At 30.6% G+C, this 19,041-nt stretch carries 19 protein-coding genes; 1 reads left to right on the forward strand and 18 read right to left on the reverse strand.

The genetic code is table 11. The annotated features are described in order from the left end of the window. Positions 1–313 (forward strand): ISL3 family transposase (locus IAA47_04635; protein ID MBU3842257.1); only part of this gene is annotated, 313 nt, incomplete at its 5' end. A gap of 91 nt (positions 314–404) precedes the next feature. Here the strand turns inward: IAA47_04635 and IAA47_04640 are convergent. From IAA47_04640 to secA, 18 genes are all read right to left on the reverse strand, one after another. Continuing rightward, positions 405–1,028, reverse strand: a complete 624-nt coding sequence (locus tag IAA47_04640; GenBank protein MBU3842258.1) for a hypothetical protein — start codon at positions 1,026–1,028, stop codon at positions 405–407. A 207-nt stretch (positions 1,029–1,235) separates the two neighbouring features. After that, a complete protein-coding gene (gene gatB / locus IAA47_04645; GenBank protein MBU3842259.1) occupies positions 1,236–2,678 on the reverse strand; it encodes an Asp-tRNA(Asn)/Glu-tRNA(Gln) amidotransferase subunit GatB in 1,443 nt (480 codons plus the stop codon). An 18-nt stretch (positions 2,679–2,696) separates the two neighbouring features. Beyond that, complete coding sequence (gene gatA, locus IAA47_04650; GenBank protein MBU3842260.1) at positions 2,697–4,154, reverse strand: Asp-tRNA(Asn)/Glu-tRNA(Gln) amidotransferase subunit GatA; 1,458 nt, start codon at positions 4,152–4,154, stop codon at positions 2,697–2,699. A 28-nt stretch (positions 4,155–4,182) separates the two neighbouring features. Further along, the gene (gene gatC, locus IAA47_04655) at positions 4,183–4,473 is read right to left on the reverse strand and encodes an Asp-tRNA(Asn)/Glu-tRNA(Gln) amidotransferase subunit GatC (protein ID MBU3842261.1); all 291 of its coding nucleotides are present in this window, start codon (positions 4,471–4,473) and stop codon (positions 4,183–4,185) included. A 67-nt stretch (positions 4,474–4,540) separates the two neighbouring features. Further along, positions 4,541–5,251, reverse strand: a complete 711-nt coding sequence (locus tag IAA47_04660) for an rRNA pseudouridine synthase (protein MBU3842262.1) — start codon at positions 5,249–5,251, stop codon at positions 4,541–4,543. Next, positions 5,238–5,765 (reverse strand): SMC-Scp complex subunit ScpB, encoded by a 528-nt coding sequence (scpB, locus tag IAA47_04665; protein ID MBU3842263.1) that lies wholly within the window; start codon positions 5,763–5,765, stop codon positions 5,238–5,240. Before scpB ends, IAA47_04660 begins: the two co-directional genes overlap by 14 nt. After that, entirely contained in the window at positions 5,755–7,371 is a 1,617-nt protein-coding gene (locus IAA47_04670; protein MBU3842264.1) for a hypothetical protein, read from the reverse strand. The genes scpB and IAA47_04670 overlap by 11 nt, the downstream gene beginning before the upstream one ends. Positions 7,372–7,390: 19 nt before the next feature. After that, the gene (locus IAA47_04675; protein MBU3842265.1) at positions 7,391–8,437 is read right to left on the reverse strand and encodes a rod shape-determining protein; all 1,047 of its coding nucleotides are present in this window, start codon (positions 8,435–8,437) and stop codon (positions 7,391–7,393) included. Between the two features lie 12 nt (positions 8,438–8,449). Beyond that, entirely contained in the window at positions 8,450–9,028 is a 579-nt protein-coding gene (gene maf / locus IAA47_04680) for a septum formation protein Maf (protein ID MBU3842266.1), read from the reverse strand. 15 nt (positions 9,029–9,043) lie between these two features. Beyond that, a complete protein-coding gene (locus tag IAA47_04685; GenBank protein ID MBU3842267.1) occupies positions 9,044–9,388 on the reverse strand; it encodes a hypothetical protein in 345 nt (114 codons plus the stop codon). A gap of 502 nt (positions 9,389–9,890) precedes the next feature. After that, positions 9,891–10,844, reverse strand: coding sequence for an enoyl-[acyl-carrier-protein] reductase FabK (fabK, locus tag IAA47_04690; protein MBU3842268.1), 954 nt, complete (start codon positions 10,842–10,844; stop codon positions 9,891–9,893). A 21-nt stretch (positions 10,845–10,865) separates the two neighbouring features. Further along, the gene (locus IAA47_04695) at positions 10,866–11,804 is read right to left on the reverse strand and encodes a nitronate monooxygenase (GenBank protein ID MBU3842269.1); all 939 of its coding nucleotides are present in this window, start codon (positions 11,802–11,804) and stop codon (positions 10,866–10,868) included. Between the two features lie 86 nt (positions 11,805–11,890). Continuing rightward, positions 11,891–12,628, reverse strand: a complete 738-nt coding sequence (locus tag IAA47_04700) for a phosphatase (GenBank protein MBU3842270.1) — start codon at positions 12,626–12,628, stop codon at positions 11,891–11,893. Positions 12,629–12,770: 142 nt separating this feature from the next. Next, positions 12,771–13,580 (reverse strand): undecaprenyl-diphosphate phosphatase, encoded by an 810-nt coding sequence (locus IAA47_04705; protein MBU3842271.1) that lies wholly within the window; start codon positions 13,578–13,580, stop codon positions 12,771–12,773. A 12-nt stretch (positions 13,581–13,592) separates the two neighbouring features. Continuing rightward, positions 13,593–14,591: an ADP-glyceromanno-heptose 6-epimerase gene (gene rfaD, locus IAA47_04710; protein ID MBU3842272.1), complete on the reverse strand. Its 999-nt coding sequence runs from the start codon at positions 14,589–14,591 to the stop codon at positions 13,593–13,595. Positions 14,592–14,602: 11 nt separating this feature from the next. Continuing rightward, positions 14,603–15,433, reverse strand: coding sequence for a PHP domain-containing protein (locus tag IAA47_04715; protein ID MBU3842273.1), 831 nt, complete (start codon positions 15,431–15,433; stop codon positions 14,603–14,605). A 91-nt stretch (positions 15,434–15,524) separates the two neighbouring features. Next, the gene (locus IAA47_04720) at positions 15,525–16,265 is read right to left on the reverse strand and encodes a hypothetical protein (GenBank protein MBU3842274.1); all 741 of its coding nucleotides are present in this window, start codon (positions 16,263–16,265) and stop codon (positions 15,525–15,527) included. A gap of 11 nt (positions 16,266–16,276) precedes the next feature. After that, a complete protein-coding gene (gene secA / locus IAA47_04725) occupies positions 16,277–18,955 on the reverse strand; it encodes a preprotein translocase subunit SecA (GenBank protein MBU3842275.1) in 2,679 nt (892 codons plus the stop codon). Between the last annotated feature and the right edge of the window lie 86 nt (positions 18,956–19,041).

Genomic DNA, 19,041 nt, shown 5'->3' on the forward strand with positions numbered 1-19,041 from the left:
TTTAAAAATAGCTGCTTTTAACCCTCGTTTAAGATTGAAAAAACAAAGATTTCTTTGTAAAAATTGCTCTAAGTCTTTCATCGCAGAAACTACTTTTGTTAATAAATTTTGCTGTATTTCTAATGATATTAAATTAGCTATTACTCTTGAATTACAGAAAAATATTTCTGAAAAAGATATTGCTTCTAATTTTAACGTTTCCTCTAATACAGTCAATCGAATTATTAACTCTTTTTTCAAAGAGCATTTACCTAGCAAATATTTTTTACCAGAAGCTTTATGTTTTGATGAAAACTTCATTAAAAACATTTAAAAAATTTTTAGATTTAAAATCTCTAACTAATCTATTTCTTAAAATACGGAACAATTCTTAGTTTTCTTTTAACTGAGCTGAAAATTACATATTATTTTCCCATAACCTCTTTAATCATTTGGGTAACTGTCTCTTCTGCAGTAGTTACCTCTCTTCCACTAATATTTATCCCATCAAATACTTTTGCTTCTGGCTCAAGAGATTTTATCGTAGCCACAATATCTAAATGTCCTAATCCACCATTAGTCATAAAAGGAACTATTGTTTTTCCAGAAAAATTATAACTATCAAAAAAAACAAAAACAGCCATTGGCATTGTACGCCACCAAATTGGAAATCCTAAATAAATAGTATCATAATGGCTAAAATTTTCAATCTCATTTACAAGTCTAGGACGAATTTTTCTCATTTGCTCTGTTCTTCCTCTATGAGTTGCTTCCCTATAATCAGCTGGATATTTATTAGCTACAAGGATTGGTTGAAGATGACCATCTACTTTCTCAGCAATCATATTTGCAAGAAATCCAGTATTCCCCGTATTTTTATCATTCCATACCTGAATACTAGCCGAAGCTGAAACATCCACTCCTTGTGGTAATTCTGAATTTTCATAGTAGCTAAAATAAACTACCAGAGGTTTCTCTTCAGCAAAAATAGGACTTTTTATCCCTATAATCACCACAAACATTAGTAAAAACTTTAAAATTTTTTTCATTTACATTTTACCCCTTCTCTATTTATTTAATTCTCAATTTTTTTATACACTTTGAACTATAAAAAAACTTATACGATTATTTTACTATATTTTATCAAAAAAAACTATTTTTTTTATTATTTTTTTATAATTTATCAATTAAAATAAAAGGCTGTCGTAACTTTTTTAAATACAACAACCCTTATCATAAAAAATTTTTTATTTCAATTAAGATAACTTATTTGTCATTATTTCAGTAACTAAGGTAGGATTAGCTTTTCCTTTAGAAAGCTTCATCACCTGTCCAATAAGTCCTTTTATAACTCTTGGTTTTCTACCTTCATCAGAATTTCTATAATCCTCTACCATCTTAGGATTATTAGCTATTACCTCATCAATCATAGCTTCTATAGCTCCAGTATCAGCTACTTGTACCATTCCTTTCTCTTTTACAATCTCTTCAGGAGTTCTATCATCAGAGAGTTTTATCTCAAATAGTTCTTTAGCTATCTTAGTTGAGATAGTTCCTTTTTCTATAAGTGATATTATCTCTCCTAAGTGTTCAGCTGATATTGAAAACTCTTCAATAGTAATATTTTTATCTTTCAATACTCTCATGACATCTGTCATTATCCAGTTAGCACTTAGCTTACCATTTCCTGAAGTTTTAGCTACTTTTTCAAAATAATCAGCTAACTCTATATCTTCACACAATATATTAGCATCATACTCTGGTAAGCTATATTCACTTACAAATCTAGTAAGCTTTTCAATTTTTGATTCTGGCATAGTCTGTCTAATAGCCTCTATCTCTTCATCTGTAATTACAAGCTTTAATAGGTCTGGCTCTGGGAAATATCTATAGTCCATAGCTTCCTCTTTACTTCTCATAACTCTAGTAGTTTGAGTTTCTTCGTCCCAAAGTCTTGTTTCTTGGTCTATTTTTCCACCATTTTCAATAGTTTCTATCTGTCTACTTATCTCATAATCAATCGCTCTAGCTACAGCTTTAAATGAGTTTAGGTTTTTTACTTCCACTCTTGTTCCGTATACTTTTGACCCCTTCTCCATCACAGAAATATTAGCATCACATCTTAAAGACCCTAATTCCATTGATACATCACTAATACCAGTGTATTTAATTACACTTTTTAAAGTATTCAGGTATTCATAAGCCTCTTCAGAACTTCTCATATCTGGTTCTGATATTATCTCAATTAGAGGTATAGATGCTCTATTGAAGTTGATAAGTGATTCATGTTCTGCATGTATTGACTTAGCCGCATCTTCTTCTATTTGTAACTTTGTAATTCCCACTTTCACCATTCTTCCAGAATTTAATTTAAACTCTAGGTGCCCTTTTCCAGCATAAGAGTTATCAAATTGAGTAATTTGATAGTTCTTTGGAGTATCTGGATAGAAATAGTTTTTTCTATCAAAGCTACTTTCATTATTTATTTTACAGTTAAGAGCAAGTCCAGCTTTTACTGCATACTCTACTACTTTTTTATTTAATTTTGGTAGTGCTCCTGGGTGTCCTAAACAGATAGGACAAGTATGTGTATTTGCTTCAGCATTATCATAGTCTGCACTACAACCACACCAAACCTTTGTTCCAGTTTTTAATTGTAGGTGGACCTCAAGCCCAATTACTGATTCCCATTCTCTCATATCTTTTCTCCTTTTCTCCTAGTCTAATTCAGGAAGTTCCCATTCTCCTCTTACTTTTTCAAAAGCTGAACCAGCTTTAATTAAATCTCCCTCTCCAAAAGGTTTTCCAAGCAGTTGTATTCCTACTGGTAATCCTTGAGCTTTTCCTGCTGGAATTGAGATTCCAGGTATACCAGCAAGGTTAGCTGAAATTGTAAATATATCCTCTAGATATAGTTCTATTGGAGTCTTTTTATCATCTAATCTAAATGCTGTACTTGGAGATACTGGAGTAAATATTACATCCACACTTTCAAAAGCTCTATCAAAATCCTCTTTTATCTTCGCTCTTACTTTTTGAGCTTTTTTGAAGTAAGCATCATAGAAACCTGCACTTAAAACATAAGTTCCTATCATTATTCTTCTCTTTACTTCATCTCCAAACCCTTCACTTCTTGAGTTTACATATAGGTCATTGATATTTTGAATATTTTCACTTCTATACCCATATCTTACTCCATCAAATCTAGCAAGGTTTGAACTTGCTTCTGCTGGAGCTATTACATAGTAAGTAGGTACAGCATACTTTGTATGTGGTAAAGATATCTCTACTATCTCAGCACCTAACTCTTTGAACTTCTCTAATGATTCATCCATAACTTTTCTAACTTCTGGATTTATACCATCTATGAAATACTCTTTAGGTACTCCAATTCTCATTCCTTTTATATCTTTATTTAAAAACTCTGTATAATCTGGTACTTCACAATCTACAACAGTTGCATCATAATCATCTGCTCCAGATATTACATTCATAGTTAGAGCTATATCTTCTACTGATTTTGCCATTGGTCCTATTTGGTCAAGAGATGAAGCAAAGGCTATAAGTCCATATCTTGATACTCTACCATATGTAGGCTTTAATCCCACTACTCCACAGAATGAAGCTGGCTGTCTAATACTTCCTCCTGTATCTGAACCAAGAGAGATGTATACTTCTTGAGCCCCAATTGAAGCTGCTGCTCCTCCACTACTTCCTCCTGGAACTCTCTCGCTATCCCAAGGGTTTTTAGTTAGATGATGAACTGAAGTTTTAGTTGTACTTCCCATTGCAAACTCATCCATATTAGTTATTCCAATAATTATAGCATCTGCATCTTTTAATTTTTTAACAGCAGTTGCATCATAAATTCCTTCATAGTTTCCTAATATTTTAGAACAAGCAGTTGTGATATCTCCCTTTGATACCATATTATCCTTTATAGCTACCGGAACTCCAGCTAATGCTCCTACTTTTTCCCCTCTAGCTATCTTCTCATCTAAAACTCTAGCTTCTTCTAAAGCTTTCTCTTTTCTCAGATGTACAAAACTTCCTACTTTTTTTTCTACACTCTCTATTCTTTCAAAAGTTTCTTTTACTAACTCTTCTACTTTAACCTCTTTATTTAAGATTTTTTCTCTTATTTCAGAGGCAGTTAATTTATATAAGTTTTTCATATAGAAAAATTCCTCCTTAATATTTTTTCTATTCTCCTACAACTTTTGGAACTATGATAGCACCATCTTCTCCATCTGGAGCGTTTCTTAATGCTTCTTCCACAGTTAATGACTCTCTTACCACATCTTCTCTTAAATTATTTACATGAGAGTTTACTTGTGATAAAGCTGATACCTCATCAGTTTCTACTTCATTTAACATATCTATATACCCTAGAATATCATTTAATTCCACTTGGAATTTTTCAATCTCTTCAGGTTGAAATTTTAATCTAGCAAGTTTAGCTACATTTAAAACCTCTTCTCTTGTTAATGCCATCTTTTTCCTCCTTACTATTCAATATTTCATCTAATTATATCATATTTTTTGACTTTTACTAATATTTTTATAATGAGTATAAGTATTTTATCTCACTCTCTGTAAGCTCTCTATACTCTCCAACTCTTAATTTTCCTAAAGATAACTTCCCTATTCTTTCACGTCTTAATACAAGCACTGGGGTATTTACTGCCTCTAGCATTCTTCTTACCTGTCTATTTCTTCCCTCTCTAATCGATACTAATAGCTCGCTTTTCCCTTTTTCTCTAGAAATAAGTTTTACATAGGCTGGTAAAGTAACACCATCTTCTAACTCAACTCCATCTTCTAATTTTTTTATAGAGCTATCCTTTATCTCTCCAAGTACTTTAACATAATACTCCTTATATACTTCAGAACGTGGATGTATTACTCTATTGAAAAGTTCACCATCATTTGTAAGTAAAATCAATCCAGTAGTATTATAATCCAACCTTCCTATAGGAAATATTCTCTCCTTACATTTTATTAAATCAACCACTGTTTTTCTTCCTCTATCATCCTTTGTAGAACTTAATACTTCAAGTGGCTTATTTAGCATATAATAAACTTTTTTCTCCAATCCTTTTGAGATTTTTTTTCCTTTTACCTCTATCGTATCTTCATCAGTTACCTTTACTCCAGCACTGATTACTACTCCATTTACCTTTATCTTCCCCTCTTCTATAAGTTTATCTATCTCTCTTCTTGAACCTACACCTAAAGAAGCTAGGTACTTATTTATCCTAATCTCTTCCATCTTCACAACTTCCTTTTACCTCAAAATAGTTAGGTAGCTCCTCTATGTTCTTTATTCCTATATAACTTAAAAATTTATCTGTTACCTCATATAAATTTGGTCTACCTATTGTTTCTTTTTTCCCACAAACTCTTACAAATTTTTTCTCTTCCATATTCTGAATAATTCTATCTGCTGATACCCCTCTTATAGCTTCTATCTCTCCCTTTGTAATAGGTTGACGATAAGCTATTATAGAAAGTGTTTCTAACGCTGCTCCAGAAAGCTTTTTAGGCTTTGTTTCCTGTTCAAAAAAGCTATTTATAACTTCACCACATATAGGATTTGTAGCTAGACTTACTACCTCTCCACTTATCTCTATATTTATTCCTGTATCTCTTCTATCCTCTTTCAACTCATCTAAAATTTTTAACATCTCTTCAAGTGAAAGAGAGAAAAATTTGCAAAGTTCTCTTATCTTTATCTCATCTCCACCTAAAAGTAAAATTGCTTCTATCCTATTTTTAATTTCCATATCTCTCCTTATACTCTGTAGCAACAAAATAAAGATACAATAATTCTCCATATATTCCTGCTGGATTCTCCTTATCTGGATACATCTCAGGTATTATATAATATTCATTTCTTTTAATATAATTTTCCAAATTAGCAAAAAGAATATCAGCTAATGTAGTCTCTTCATTTTGATACAATTTAATTATAAAGCTCAAATTATATGATAAATCTATTCTTTTTTCATCTTTACCTTTTAAAATACCATAAAGTCTATTGTAATATTTTTTATAGTCAGCTTTTAATAATTTTAATTGCTCATCTTTTGGTAAAAAATCTATAAACTTTATATTTTTATAATAACTATCTTCTGAATCTTTTCTTATCTTTAATCCATCTTCTCTTACATAGTATTTATTTATATATTCTAACAGTACCTTCTTCTTTTCAAGTATAAGCTCTCTATTATTAGCAAACTCTGGTCTATCCTCTATACTTTTTATCAACTCATAATACCAATAGTAGTTATTTATATTATCTCTGATATTAAGTATCTCTTCATTATCCTCTTTTAAATATCCTAATATTTTTAAAATATCTGGCATAACTTTCTCATTAAGTATATTCTCAGCCAAGTAATTTCCACTTCTATTTAAATATTTAAATAGAAATGTATAATAAACAACCTCTTGGTTTTCACTTTTTTTACTATATAAGTCCTCTAAGAATTTATTTGGATTAAAATTTTTATCGTATATACTTGATAAATAATATAGTTTTACCTTTGTATTTAGACTTTCTTCACTAACATTATAAGAGATTTGATTCGGAATAATTATTCTAGAAGTCATAATCTCTAAATTTTTTAATTGATTAAAAAATCCTCTTCTCCTATCTAAAAATTTTATACTACTATTTACTTTATCCCAATATTCAATTTCTTGAGCTAAAACTTCACTTCCTTCTTTTAGCTCTTTTCTATCAAAATCTTTATAAAATTTTATGGCAAACTCTATTGGCTTCTTATAATCAATATCTTCAATTATATAGTATAAATTATCATCTTGATACTTTTTACTTTTATTATCAATTTTTTCAAGGGTTAAGTCCTCTATAACACTATCTCTTGCAATATATGTCTTCCCTCTATAGTTTTCAGACTTAAAATAAAATTTATCATAATTATATGAATCCTTACTCTCATTATACTCCACATATTTATTATCATATTGTGGAGCTATTTTAAAAGCAAAATCCACTCTTTTATCTTTATCCATAAAATTTATAAACTCAACTATAAAGTATAACTTATCCTTTTCTAACATTGATGGAACTATCTTAATTGTTAAATACTGTCCATCTATATTGTAATTCAACTTTAAAATATTGGTTTGATAAACTTGAGTTACACTTTCAAAGTACTGATTAATAGCTATTACTTTCTTACCATCTACTATTAATTTCCCTTCTATTCTCGATACATCTATTCCTTGGAAAATATCTCCTCTAATATAATGAACACTATTATAATTCTTATCATAAAAAAGAACTATCTCACTATTACTAATGAGATAGTTAGCATATGAAAAAATATGAATTATCATAAATAAAATTATAAATTTTTTCATATATTCCCTCTTTCTAAAATTAATAATCACTCTCTGGAGAGATTAATACTTTCTTATAAACTTCAAAATTCTTAAGTAGAACCTGTATTCCATTTATAACTGAATTTAAAGGATCTTCTGAAACTGTTACATTTAGATTTAAATTTTCAGATATTTTTTTATCTATTCCTCTTAAGAGTGCTCCCCCTCCAGTTATATATATTCCTTTTCTCTTGATATCTGATGATAATTCAGGTGGAGTTTTTTCTAGAACAACTTTCACCTCTTCTATTATCTGTTGAACTAAATCTCCTAAAGCCTCTACTATCTCTGAAGAGCAGATCTTTATATCTCTTGGAAGTCCATTTAAAGCGTTTCTTCCACTTATTTCGATACACTCTTCCTCTTCTAACTCTATTACAGCACCTATCTTTTTCTTTATCTCTTCAGCTGTTCTTTCTCCTATTAGAAGATTATGTTTTTGTCTTACATAATCTATAATAGTTGTATCAAATCTATCTCCAGCTACTCTAAAAGATGAAGTTTTTACTATTCCTCCTAATGATATTACAGCTATCTCTGAAGTTCCACCTCCAATATCTATTATTAGGTTTCCTTCAGGTTCAAATATATTAAGTCCTATTCCTATAGCTGCTGCCATTGGTTCCTCTATTAAGTAAGCCTCTCTAGCTCCAGCTTCTCTTGTAACATCTATAACTGCTCTTTTTTCTACTTGAGTTACCCCTGCTGGTACACAGATTATAACTCTAGGACTTGACAATCCCTTCTTTGTATTTATCTTCTTTAAAAAATTTCTTATCATTCTTTCAGTTACTTCATAATCTGCTATAACTCCATTTTTTAAAGGTCTTATTGTTTGGATATTTCCTGGTGTTCTTCCAAGCATCAATTTAGCTCTCTCTCCCACTTCGAAAACATCCTTTGTCTTCATGTTTAAAGCTACTACTGAAGGCTCATTCAGTATTACCCCTTTATTTTTTACACATATAAGTGTATTTGATGTCCCTAAATCTATTCCTAAATCTTCTGAAAATATTCCTAAAAATCTGTTAAGTATCTTTTTCATTTTTCACCTCTATTATATTTTTGCAATATCTTTTAATTTTATTCCTATCTCTGCTAACCTTTCCATAAACCTCTCTATTGGAAATCCCATTACTGTAAAGAAGTCTCCCTCTATCTTCTCTACAAATATCGAACCTTTATCTTGTATTCCATAAGCACCAGCTTTATCCATTGGCTCTCCAGTTGCTATATACCAATCTATCATCTCTGAAGAAAGTTTTTTAAAATATACCTTAGTTATCTTAGCATCAATAATAGATATATTTTTTTCTAGATTTATAAATGAGAAAGCAGTTATAACATTGTGGCTTCTATTCGATAGTTTTTCTAATATTCTCTTTGCCTCTATCTCATTTTTAGGTTTTCCTATAATTTCACCATCTACTTCAACTATTGTATCAGCCCCAACTACATACTCTGATGAATATTTTTCTGCTACTGCATATACTTTTTTATATGCTATATCCTTTATTTTCTCTACTACCTCTATCTTATCACTTATCTCTTCTATTTCTTCGCTTTTTATCACTAAATTAAATCCAATATTTTCTAATATCTCTTTTCTTCTTGGAGATTTAGATGCCAATATCATCTTTTTAGTCCTCCTTTACTCTTCTTTTAATCTCTCTTTCTCTTCTAATAACTCCATTAACCTTATCTGTTCTTGAAGTGCCTTTCTATCAGCTTCCATCTTCTTTTTTAATTTTCTTATTACTATTATTTTTGTAATGACTCTTCTAATACTCTTTGCTCCTATAAAGAAAAAAGAGAGGAAAGCCAGAATGTAAAAAGTTATATATAGATATAAAAATTGAACTTTTGATATTAATAAATCAAAAATAAACGTAGTTATTAATCCAAATTTCTTTCTATAAAAAATTAATTCTATACTTTTTTGTAATAATTCATCATTAGCTAACTGCTTTTTAAAAGGAATATCTAAACTATACATAAAACACAAAAATATAATACTTATGATTAGAATATATAAAAAGAAAATCCTTATATTATATACCATTTTTTTCCTATTACATTTTATAAAAAAATAATAAATATTTAATATAGCTAATAAAAATACAATAAAAAAAGTTACTCCAAAATATGTTTCTAAAAATGAGTATAAACCAATTTTTTTTAGATAACTTTCATAAAAATAACCAATAATTGTATAAATAAGCATATAAACATAAATAAATCTCAATTGAATTAAAATAGAAAAATCCTTCATTTCTCCCTCTTCATTTTTTTACTATACATCATATTGTACCATAGAGAATAATTGATTTCAACAGAAATTAGCTATAATAGAATCTATCTTATCAAATTGAAAAATAATTTTTTAATATAAATAATAAAAGGAGATACTCTTACTTCTTATAACTATTGTTTATCCAATAATTATAAAAGTGAATTTCTCTCCTTTTCTATTTTTAAATTTTAATTTCTATTAAAGATTACTTCCAAGAATTCATTCTTTCAGCTAGTTTTACTTTTTCTTCTTCTAGCTCTCTCATAAATCCTTCTAATATCTCTTTTGTACTCATAGGTTCATTTACCATTGCTGCAACTTGCCCTGCCATAACACTTCCGTTCTCAACATCTCCATCTACAACAGCAAGTCTTAGTTTTCCTGTTCCTAATTGTTCAATCTCCTCTTTAGGAGCTCCTACTTTTTCCATCTCTAATATTTGTTTAGCAAACTTATTTTCAATAACTCTTACAGGATGCCCAGTATAATTTCCAGTTGAAACTGTTGATCTATCCTTAGCTTTTAATATTGCATTTTTATAATTTTCATGTACAGTACACTCATTAGCTACTAAGAATTTTGTTCCAACTTGAATTCCTTCAGCTCCTAATGAAAGTGCCGCTAAGAATTGTTTTCCTCCAGCTATCCCTCCTGCTGCTATTACTGGAATATTTACAGCTTCTACAACTTGAGGAACTAGTGACATAGTAGTGATAGTTCCAATATGTCCTCCACCTTCCATTCCTTCAGCTATTATAGCGTCTGCTCCTATTTTCTCCATTCTTTTAGCAAGTGCTACAGAAGGAATTACTGGGATAACCTTTATTCCTGCTGCTTTTAATTTTTCCATATAAGGTCCTGGGTTCCCTGCTCCTGTTGTTACTACTGGTACTCCCTCTTCAATACACACATCTATCTGCTTTTCAACATCTGCCATCATAAGCATTAAATTTACTCCAAATGGATTAGAAGTTATTGATTTTACTTTTCTTATCTCTTGTCTTAAAACATCAACTGGCATTCCTCCACCAGCTATGATTCCTAATCCTCCATCCTTTGATACATGTCCTGCTAGGTTACCATTAGCTATCCATGCCATAGCTCCTTGAAATATTGGGTATTTTATTCCCAGTAGTTTACAGATTTTGTTATTTTCCATAAAGCCTCCTAAGTTCAATTCTTATTCTTTAAATACTTTTTTAAATCTATTAAATATCTCGTGTACTGAAAGAATTTCATTAATCTTCCATGCATCTCTTCCTGCGAAGAAAATTCCACCTTCATAGTCTCCATCATGACCTCTTACTAATCTTTCATTTACACAAAACTTATATGTACATTTTTTTAAACATTTTACACAATGTGTTGGTCTATCTGGATTATCATCTAAGATTTTTTGAACAAAGGGACTCATAATAGCATTAGCTGGTAATCCTGCTGAACTCATCATTTCAACAATATCACCTTCTTTTGCATTTACATACATATTTTTGAAAAAATCATCGACTTCACATTCCTCAGAAGCAACAAATCTACTTCCCATCTGTACTCCGTCAACTCCTAATGACAGCATTCTTTGTGCATCTTCTGGAGTGATAACCCCTCCTGCACCAAATACTGGTATATCTATATTTTGAGTAATCTCTTCCATTATATCCCAAGAGTCTAAATCTGTTCCTAGATGTCCTCCGGCATTTCCTCCCTCTACAACTATTGCATCAGCTCCAAGTTTTTGTGAAATCTTTGCAAGTTTTAATGTAGATACTATTGGAATTACTTTTACTCCTGTTCCTTTCACAACTTCAAATATATCTCTTGAAAATCCAGCACCAAATATAATCACATCTATCCCATCTTCTATCGAAGCTTTTACTAAATCCATAAAATTTGAAACAGCATACATTATGTTTACTCCCAATGCTCCGCCTTGGTTTGTAATCATATCTCTTGCTTTTTTTATCTCAGCCTTTAATTCATCTGTAGATAATGTTGTTCCTGCTATTACTCCTAATCCACCTTCATTGGCTACAGCTGCTGCCAATTTTGCCATAGATACTCTAATAGCCATTCCACCTTGAATTATTGGTACTTTTATCTCTAAATCTCCTATTTTAACCATATTAAAATCTACCTCCTAAAATAACTCTAGGTAAATTATAACACGTGTTATTATATTAGTAAAGAAATAAATTACATATGTATTTTTTAAATTTTAATAACTCTTTTTTTTCTTCTATTTTCTAAAAATTTATCTAAATTTTCCATAGAGTAATTAATTATACTCTCAACTGGATAACCTACCTCTTCTATTAATAATTGAGCTTCTTTAAATTCTCCTATATCATACGAAATATGTGAATCTGTACCCAAGCTAACCATTGCTTCATATTTTTTACAAAGCTCCAATATTTTTTTACAATTTGGTCTTGATCCTTTTCTTGAATTTTTTAAAGAAGAATTATTAATCTCGATAGCAACTCCAGCCTTTACAGCTTCTTGTACTACTAACTCATACTCTAATGGAAATTGTGGATTTCCTAAATGCACCATGATATCTATTTTCTGACTTCTGATCATATTAATTACAGCTCTTGTATTTTTTATGATATCACTAGGGTCTCCATAGGCTTCAACTGTATGAAGTCCACATAGAATAATATCCATTACATCATATATTCTTTGATTTATATCAAAATTTCCATTTTCATCAATTATGTTAGTTTCTACTCCCTTTAAAACTCTCAAATCACCTACATACTCAGGTATAACTCTCATATTTACCAAACTCCACCAATGTGGTGAATCTTGTAGTGCTGGTCCATGATTAGTAATAGCTATTACCCTCATTCCCTTTTCTTGAGCACTTCTTATGTTCTCTTCTAGAGTACTGTAGGCATGTGGGTTAACATTTGTATGTATATGTAAATCAATAAGGTATCTCATTTTTCCTCCTTTCTTAACTTTAATATTATATCATAACTATTAAAATAGTTCAAAATAATTACATATGTTTTAATTTATTTTTATATATTTTTAATTTGAAAATGGAGCGTTCTTTCGCCCCACCTCCATTTTCTTGATTCGATTATAAAAACAAAACTAATAATACTAAAATTCCTAAGATAATTCTATATATTCCAAAAAATATAAAATCTCTTTTTCTGATATATCCCATAAACCATCTAATTACAAGATAAGCTACAACAAAGGAAACTAAAGATCCAACTCCTATTAATTGCCACTCTAAAGCTGTAAAATTCAATCCATTCTTTATAAGTTTTAATAGTGTCGCTCCAAACATTGTTGGTATAGCTAAGAAAAATGAAAATTCTGTGGCTACTCCTCTGGATAGTCCTAAAAGTAAACTTCCTATTATTGTTGCCCCAGATCTTGATGTTCCAGGTATCATTGCTAAACATTGGAAAAAACCTATTATAAAAGCTAATTTATAACTCAATTTTCCTAATGTATCAATTTTTCCACTAGTTTTATAATATTTTTCTATAACTATAAGAATAATTCCATAAAATATCAATGTAGTTGCAACTACAAAAACATTATCCATAAAGTATGCTGATATATAGTCATCTAATAATAATCCTATAACTGCAGCTGGTAAAACTCCTATTATAACCTTTGCCCATAACCTAATTCGTGAAACAAGTGCCTTCTTATCTTCTACAAAAGGAGTCAAATCTTTCCAAAAATATATAACAACTGCTAAAATAGCTCCTAATTGAACAATTATAAGAAAACTATCCATAAAATTTTTAGATAAATTTCCATTTCCTATAAATTTTTCAACTAAGATCATATGTCCAGTACTACTAACTGGTAAAAACTCTGTCATTCCCTCTACAATTCCTAGTATTATAACTATTAAAAAAGGATTCATCTATCTAGCCCCCTATAAGTATGAGTCTTCTTTTGCTAAATAGTTTTGAACGTAGTCCTTTACTCCCTCTTCTAGTGAAGTAAATTTCTTAGTATATCCTGCTCTTTTTAATTTTTCCATAGAAGCCTGTGTAAAATATTGATATCTTCCTCTTAAGTCCTCTGGCATTGGAATAAACTCTACTACATCTTCAACTTTTAATTCTGGATTATTTGAAGCAGCTCTCATTGTAGCCATAGATAGATCTAAGAAACTTCTTGCCTCTCCTGTACCTATATTATATACACCAGATTCTACCCTTTCAGTTAATAAGAAATACATTACATCTACTACGTCTTTTAAATAAACAAAGTCTCTTAATTGCTCTCCATCTTTAAATCCCTCTTTATGAGATTTAAATAGTTTCACTCCTCCATTTTCTCTATATTGATTGAATGTATGGAATACCATTGAAGCCATTCTTCCTTTGTGATACTCTTGTGGTCCATACACATTAAAGAATTTTAAACCACACCATTGTTTTGGAGCTATACTTTGTTTAAAAGCCCAGTCATCAAATATCTTTTTTGAATATCCATATTTATTTAAAGGTTGTAATTTTTTTAACTCCTCTGGTGTTACATCATCATTATACCCTAACTCTCCAGCACCATAAGTAGCTGCTGATGAAGCATAAACATATGGTATCTGTCTTGCTGCACAGAAATCCCAAAGTTTTTTACTATATCCATAGTTATTTTCCATTAGGAAATCTCCATCTCTCTCAGTTGTTGCTGAACAAGCTCCCATATGTACTACCCCTGTTATTTTATCAGCATTAGCTGGATTAGCTAACCAGTTAAATAGCTCATCTCTATCTACCCAATCTGCATAATCTCTCTTTCTTAAATTTAACCATTTTTCCTCTGTTCTTAATTTATCAACAACAATGATATCATTTCTTCCCATCTCATTTAATTTCCATACCATTGCACTACCTATCATACCTGCTGCACCAGTTACAATTATCATATTATCCTCCTCTATCTATTCAAATATTTTTTTATTCTTTCTAACTGAGAGTACTCCAATCCAGCATCTCCCAAATCTACTCCCTCTCTATTATCCCCATGAAAATCTGAACCACCAGTTATTAGAAGCCCATATTTTTTAGCAAGCCTCTTATACTTTTGTTTCTCTATTTTTGAAAAAGAACTATACTGAGCTTCTAAAGCATCTAAGCCATACTCTTTTAATTTTAAAATCAATTTATTTAACACTTCATCATTCAAAGTGATTAATTTAGGATGAGCTAAAGAGACAAATCCTCCATTATCTTTTATCATTTTCACAGCTCTCTCTGGAGGAAAATTTTCCTTTGGAACATAGGCAGTTCCATTCCTACCTAAATACTTATCAAAAGCCTCATTTTTAGTCGATACAACTCCTTTTTCTAATAGATAGTTAGCAAAATGAAGTCTACTAATTATATTTCCAGGAGCGAAGCTTTTTAACTCTTCTATATCTATTATTATACCAAGTTTTTCAAATTTCTCTATAATCCTTCTATTTCTTTCATCTCTAGCTTTTTCTAATTCAGCTAATTCCATTAGAAACTTCTCATCATCAAGATTTAAGTAGTACCCTAATACATGTACCTCTAACTCCTCTTCATTACAAGATACTTCTATTCCCTCTATAAACTCTACTCCATATTTCTTTGCTATCTCTTTTCCTTGTTTTATCCCAGCAACAGTATCATGATCTGTAATAGCCAAAGCTACTACTCTATTTTTCATAGCTCTCACTATAATCTCTTCAGGTGTATATGTCCCATCTGATTCTAGAGTATGAATATGCATATCTACTTCCATTTTTTCCCTCTCAACTACTTAGAATATTTTAAGGGAGAAAAATTTATAAACAAACTTTTCTCCCCTTTCCATTAACTAAACTTTATTTCTCTTAGTCATCCCATTTTTCTAAAGTTGAGAAATACTCTGGATATGCAATGTATAGTGCCTTAGCATTTACATTGTTCTTTTCCAATGATGTTATATTCTCTTTTGCATCAATATTTGTAATCTCAATAACTCTCTCTGATATCTCTCTATTGTACCAAGCTCTTTCATCATAGAATTCATCTCTTTTTATAAATTTATTTAACATTTTTCTTAATTTTTTAGTATCTTTTTCTGAAAGATCATTTTGTTGAGAGAAAACTACGATTTGCTCCCATTCTTCTTGAGTTGCAACTACATTTTTTATATGTGTAGATGGGTTATCCATTTTTACAAAAGATTCTCTTACCATTCTATCTACTAAACCTTTAGGATTTTTTAAGTTTTCATCTGCAAGATAGAATTTTCTTGGTAATTTTTTATTATATTTTTTTACTAAGTCTACAAAGTCATTATACTCTTCATCTGTAATAGCTGTAGCATCTTTTTTCTCAAGTGATGTTAAGAAGTTAAAATCCTTTTCACTCATTTTTCCTGTTTTTCTTAGATATATAATTGGATTTTCATTCCCATACCAATCCTCTATTAAAGATTCACCTTTAACTACTTGAATTATTGTTTTATCCCAATTTTTAGCTGATTCCTTAGTAATTGAATATTTTTGCTCTAATGAAGTTCCCTTTTCCAATGAGCTACATGAAATAAACATTACCACTGCAAAAAGTCCTACCACTAATCTTTTCATCATTAGCCTCCTTATACTCTTCCACAACAATTTTTATATTTTTTTCCACTTCCACATGGGCATGGTGAGTCTGGAGTAATTTCCTCTTCAACCTCTACCTTCTCTATACCATTTTCTCCCTCTGAAACATAACCTGTTATCTCATCTTGCTCATTTCTCACAGGCATCTCCTCATCTTCAGGATTTTTAATTATTACTTTAAATAAGAAAGATGTCGTTTGCTCTTTTATAGTTTCTACCATTTGCTCATAAAGCTCTCCAGAAACTAATTTATACTCAACAACTGGATTTTTTTGTCCATAAGCTCTTAAGTATATTCCCTCTTTTAAACCATCTAATGCTTTTAAGTGCTCTCTCCATCTAGCATCAATAACTTCAAATAGAATATACTTTTCTAGTCTTCTCATTAATTCTCTTCCTACTTTAGCCTCTTTTTCATCATATTGAGTACAGATTTCATCATAGATTTTCTTGCTATAATCCTCTATACTCATAGATTTATACTCTTCCATATCCTCAACTACATATCCATAATTTTCTTTTAAGTACTCTGCTAGACCATTCATATCCCAGTCCTCTTTGTACTCTCCATTAAATCTTCTTGCTACTTGACTATATATAACCTCATGCAACATTTTTATGATACTATCTTTCAAATCCTCTTTAGCCATAGCTTCATTTCTACTATCGTATATAGCTGTTCTTTGTTTATTCATAACATCATCATACTCTAGTAAGTTCTTTCTTATTCCGAAGTTTCTCGCTTCAATTTTAGTTTGAGCATTAGCAATAGCTTTATTTATCATTGAGTGAGTTATTGGTTCTCCCTCTGGTAATCCCAATTTCTCCATCACTGCTTTTACTCTATCTGAACCGAATAATCTCATTAAATCATCTTCTAATGATAGATAGAACTCTGATTCTCCTGGATCCCCTTGTCTTCCAGCTCTTCCTCTTAACTGATTATCTATTCTTCTCGATTCATGTCTTTCAGTACCTAATATGAATAATCCACCTATAGCTTTTACCTTTTCTCCCTCAGCCTTACATTGAACCTCATATTTTTTCAATACCTCTTCATAGTTTTCAGCATCTTTACTTCCAACCTCTGCCATAGCTAAGAATTCTGGGTTTCCTCCAAGCATGATATCTGTTCCTCTTCCTGCCATATTTGTAGCTATTGTAACTGCTCCAAATCTACCAGCTTGAGCTACTATTTCCGCCTCTTGTGCGTGATACTTAGCATTTAATACATTGTGCTTTATCTTTCTAGCTTTTAATAGCTCTGATAGCTCCTCTGAACTTTTAATTGATATCGTTCCTACAAGAACTGGTTGCCCTTTAGCATGAAGTTCCTCTATTCTCTTAATTATTGCTTCTATCTTCTCTTTACGAGTCTTATAAACTAAGTCTGGATGATCCACTCTTTGAACTGGTTTATTTGTTGGTATTACAACTATTTGTAAACCATAAGTATGTACAAACTCTGCAGCCTCAGTTTCAGCTGTACCTGTCATTCCCGAAAGTTTATTATACATTCTGAAGTAGTTTTGTAAAGTTATTGTTGCAAGAGTTTGATTTTCTCCAGCTATTTGAACTCCCTCTTTAGCTTCTATAGCTTGATGAAGTCCATCAGAATATCTTCTTCCTTCCATAGCTCTTCCTGTAAATTCGTCTATGATTATTACTTGTCCATCTCTTACAAGATAATCTCTATCTCTTTTAAATAACTCCTTAGCTTTTAAAGCTTGATTTAGATAGTGAGTTAACTCTACATTTTCAGGTGAATATAGGTTATCTAACTTTAAGAATTTCTCTACCTTTGCTATTCCTTTTTCTGTTAAAACTATATTTTTTGCCTTTTCGTCAACTTCATAATCTTCAAACTTATCAGCTGGTAACTCACTTTTTTGTCTAGGATCCTTTACTTGTTCTGTCTCATAACTTCTATTTAACATAGAAACTACTTGATAGAAAACTTGATACCATTTTGTTGTATCCTCAGCAGCTCCTGAAATTATTAAAGGTGTTCTTGCCTCATCTATTAAAATTGAGTCAACCTCGTCCACTATACAGAAGTTTAACTCTCTTTGAACCTTTTCTTCTAAAGAACTAACCATATTATCTCTTAAATAGTCAAATCCAAATTCAGAGTTAGTTCCATAAGTTATATCAGCTTTATATGCAGCTTTTCTCTCCTCTCCAGAAACTCCATTTAAAATTACTCCTGAAGTTAATCCTAAGAAAGAGTATAATTCCCCCATTATATCTCTATCTCTAGCAGCTAGATAGTCGTTTACAGTAATTACATGTACTCCCTTTCCAGCTAAAGCATTTAAATATACTGGACATGTTGCAACTAATGTTTTTCCCTCTCCAGTTTTCATCTCTGTTATTTTTCCTTCATGAAGTACAATACCACCAATAAGTTGTACATCGTAGTGTCTCATACCAAGTATTCTCTTTGATGCCTCTCTTACAGTAGCAAAAGCTTCTACCATAATATCATCTAAAGTTTCTCCCTTAGCTAATCTCTCTTTAAATATAGCTGTTTTCTCTTTTAATTGCTCATCAGTTAATTTTTCAAAATCTGGCTCTAATGAGTTAATAGCAGCTACTATCTTTCTAATTCTTTTTACTTCTCTATCATTTTTTGTTCCAAAGATCTTTTTTAAAATATTTCCTATCATTGATGTTCCTCTCTTCAATTTTTTTAAATACACTTCTTCAGACTATATGCTATCACAAAATGAGATATTAGTCAAATAAACCTATT

Source organism: Candidatus Fusobacterium pullicola, assembly GCA_018883725.1.
GTDB classification, from domain to species: Bacteria; Fusobacteriota; Fusobacteriia; order Fusobacteriales; family Fusobacteriaceae; genus Fusobacterium_A; species Fusobacterium_A pullicola.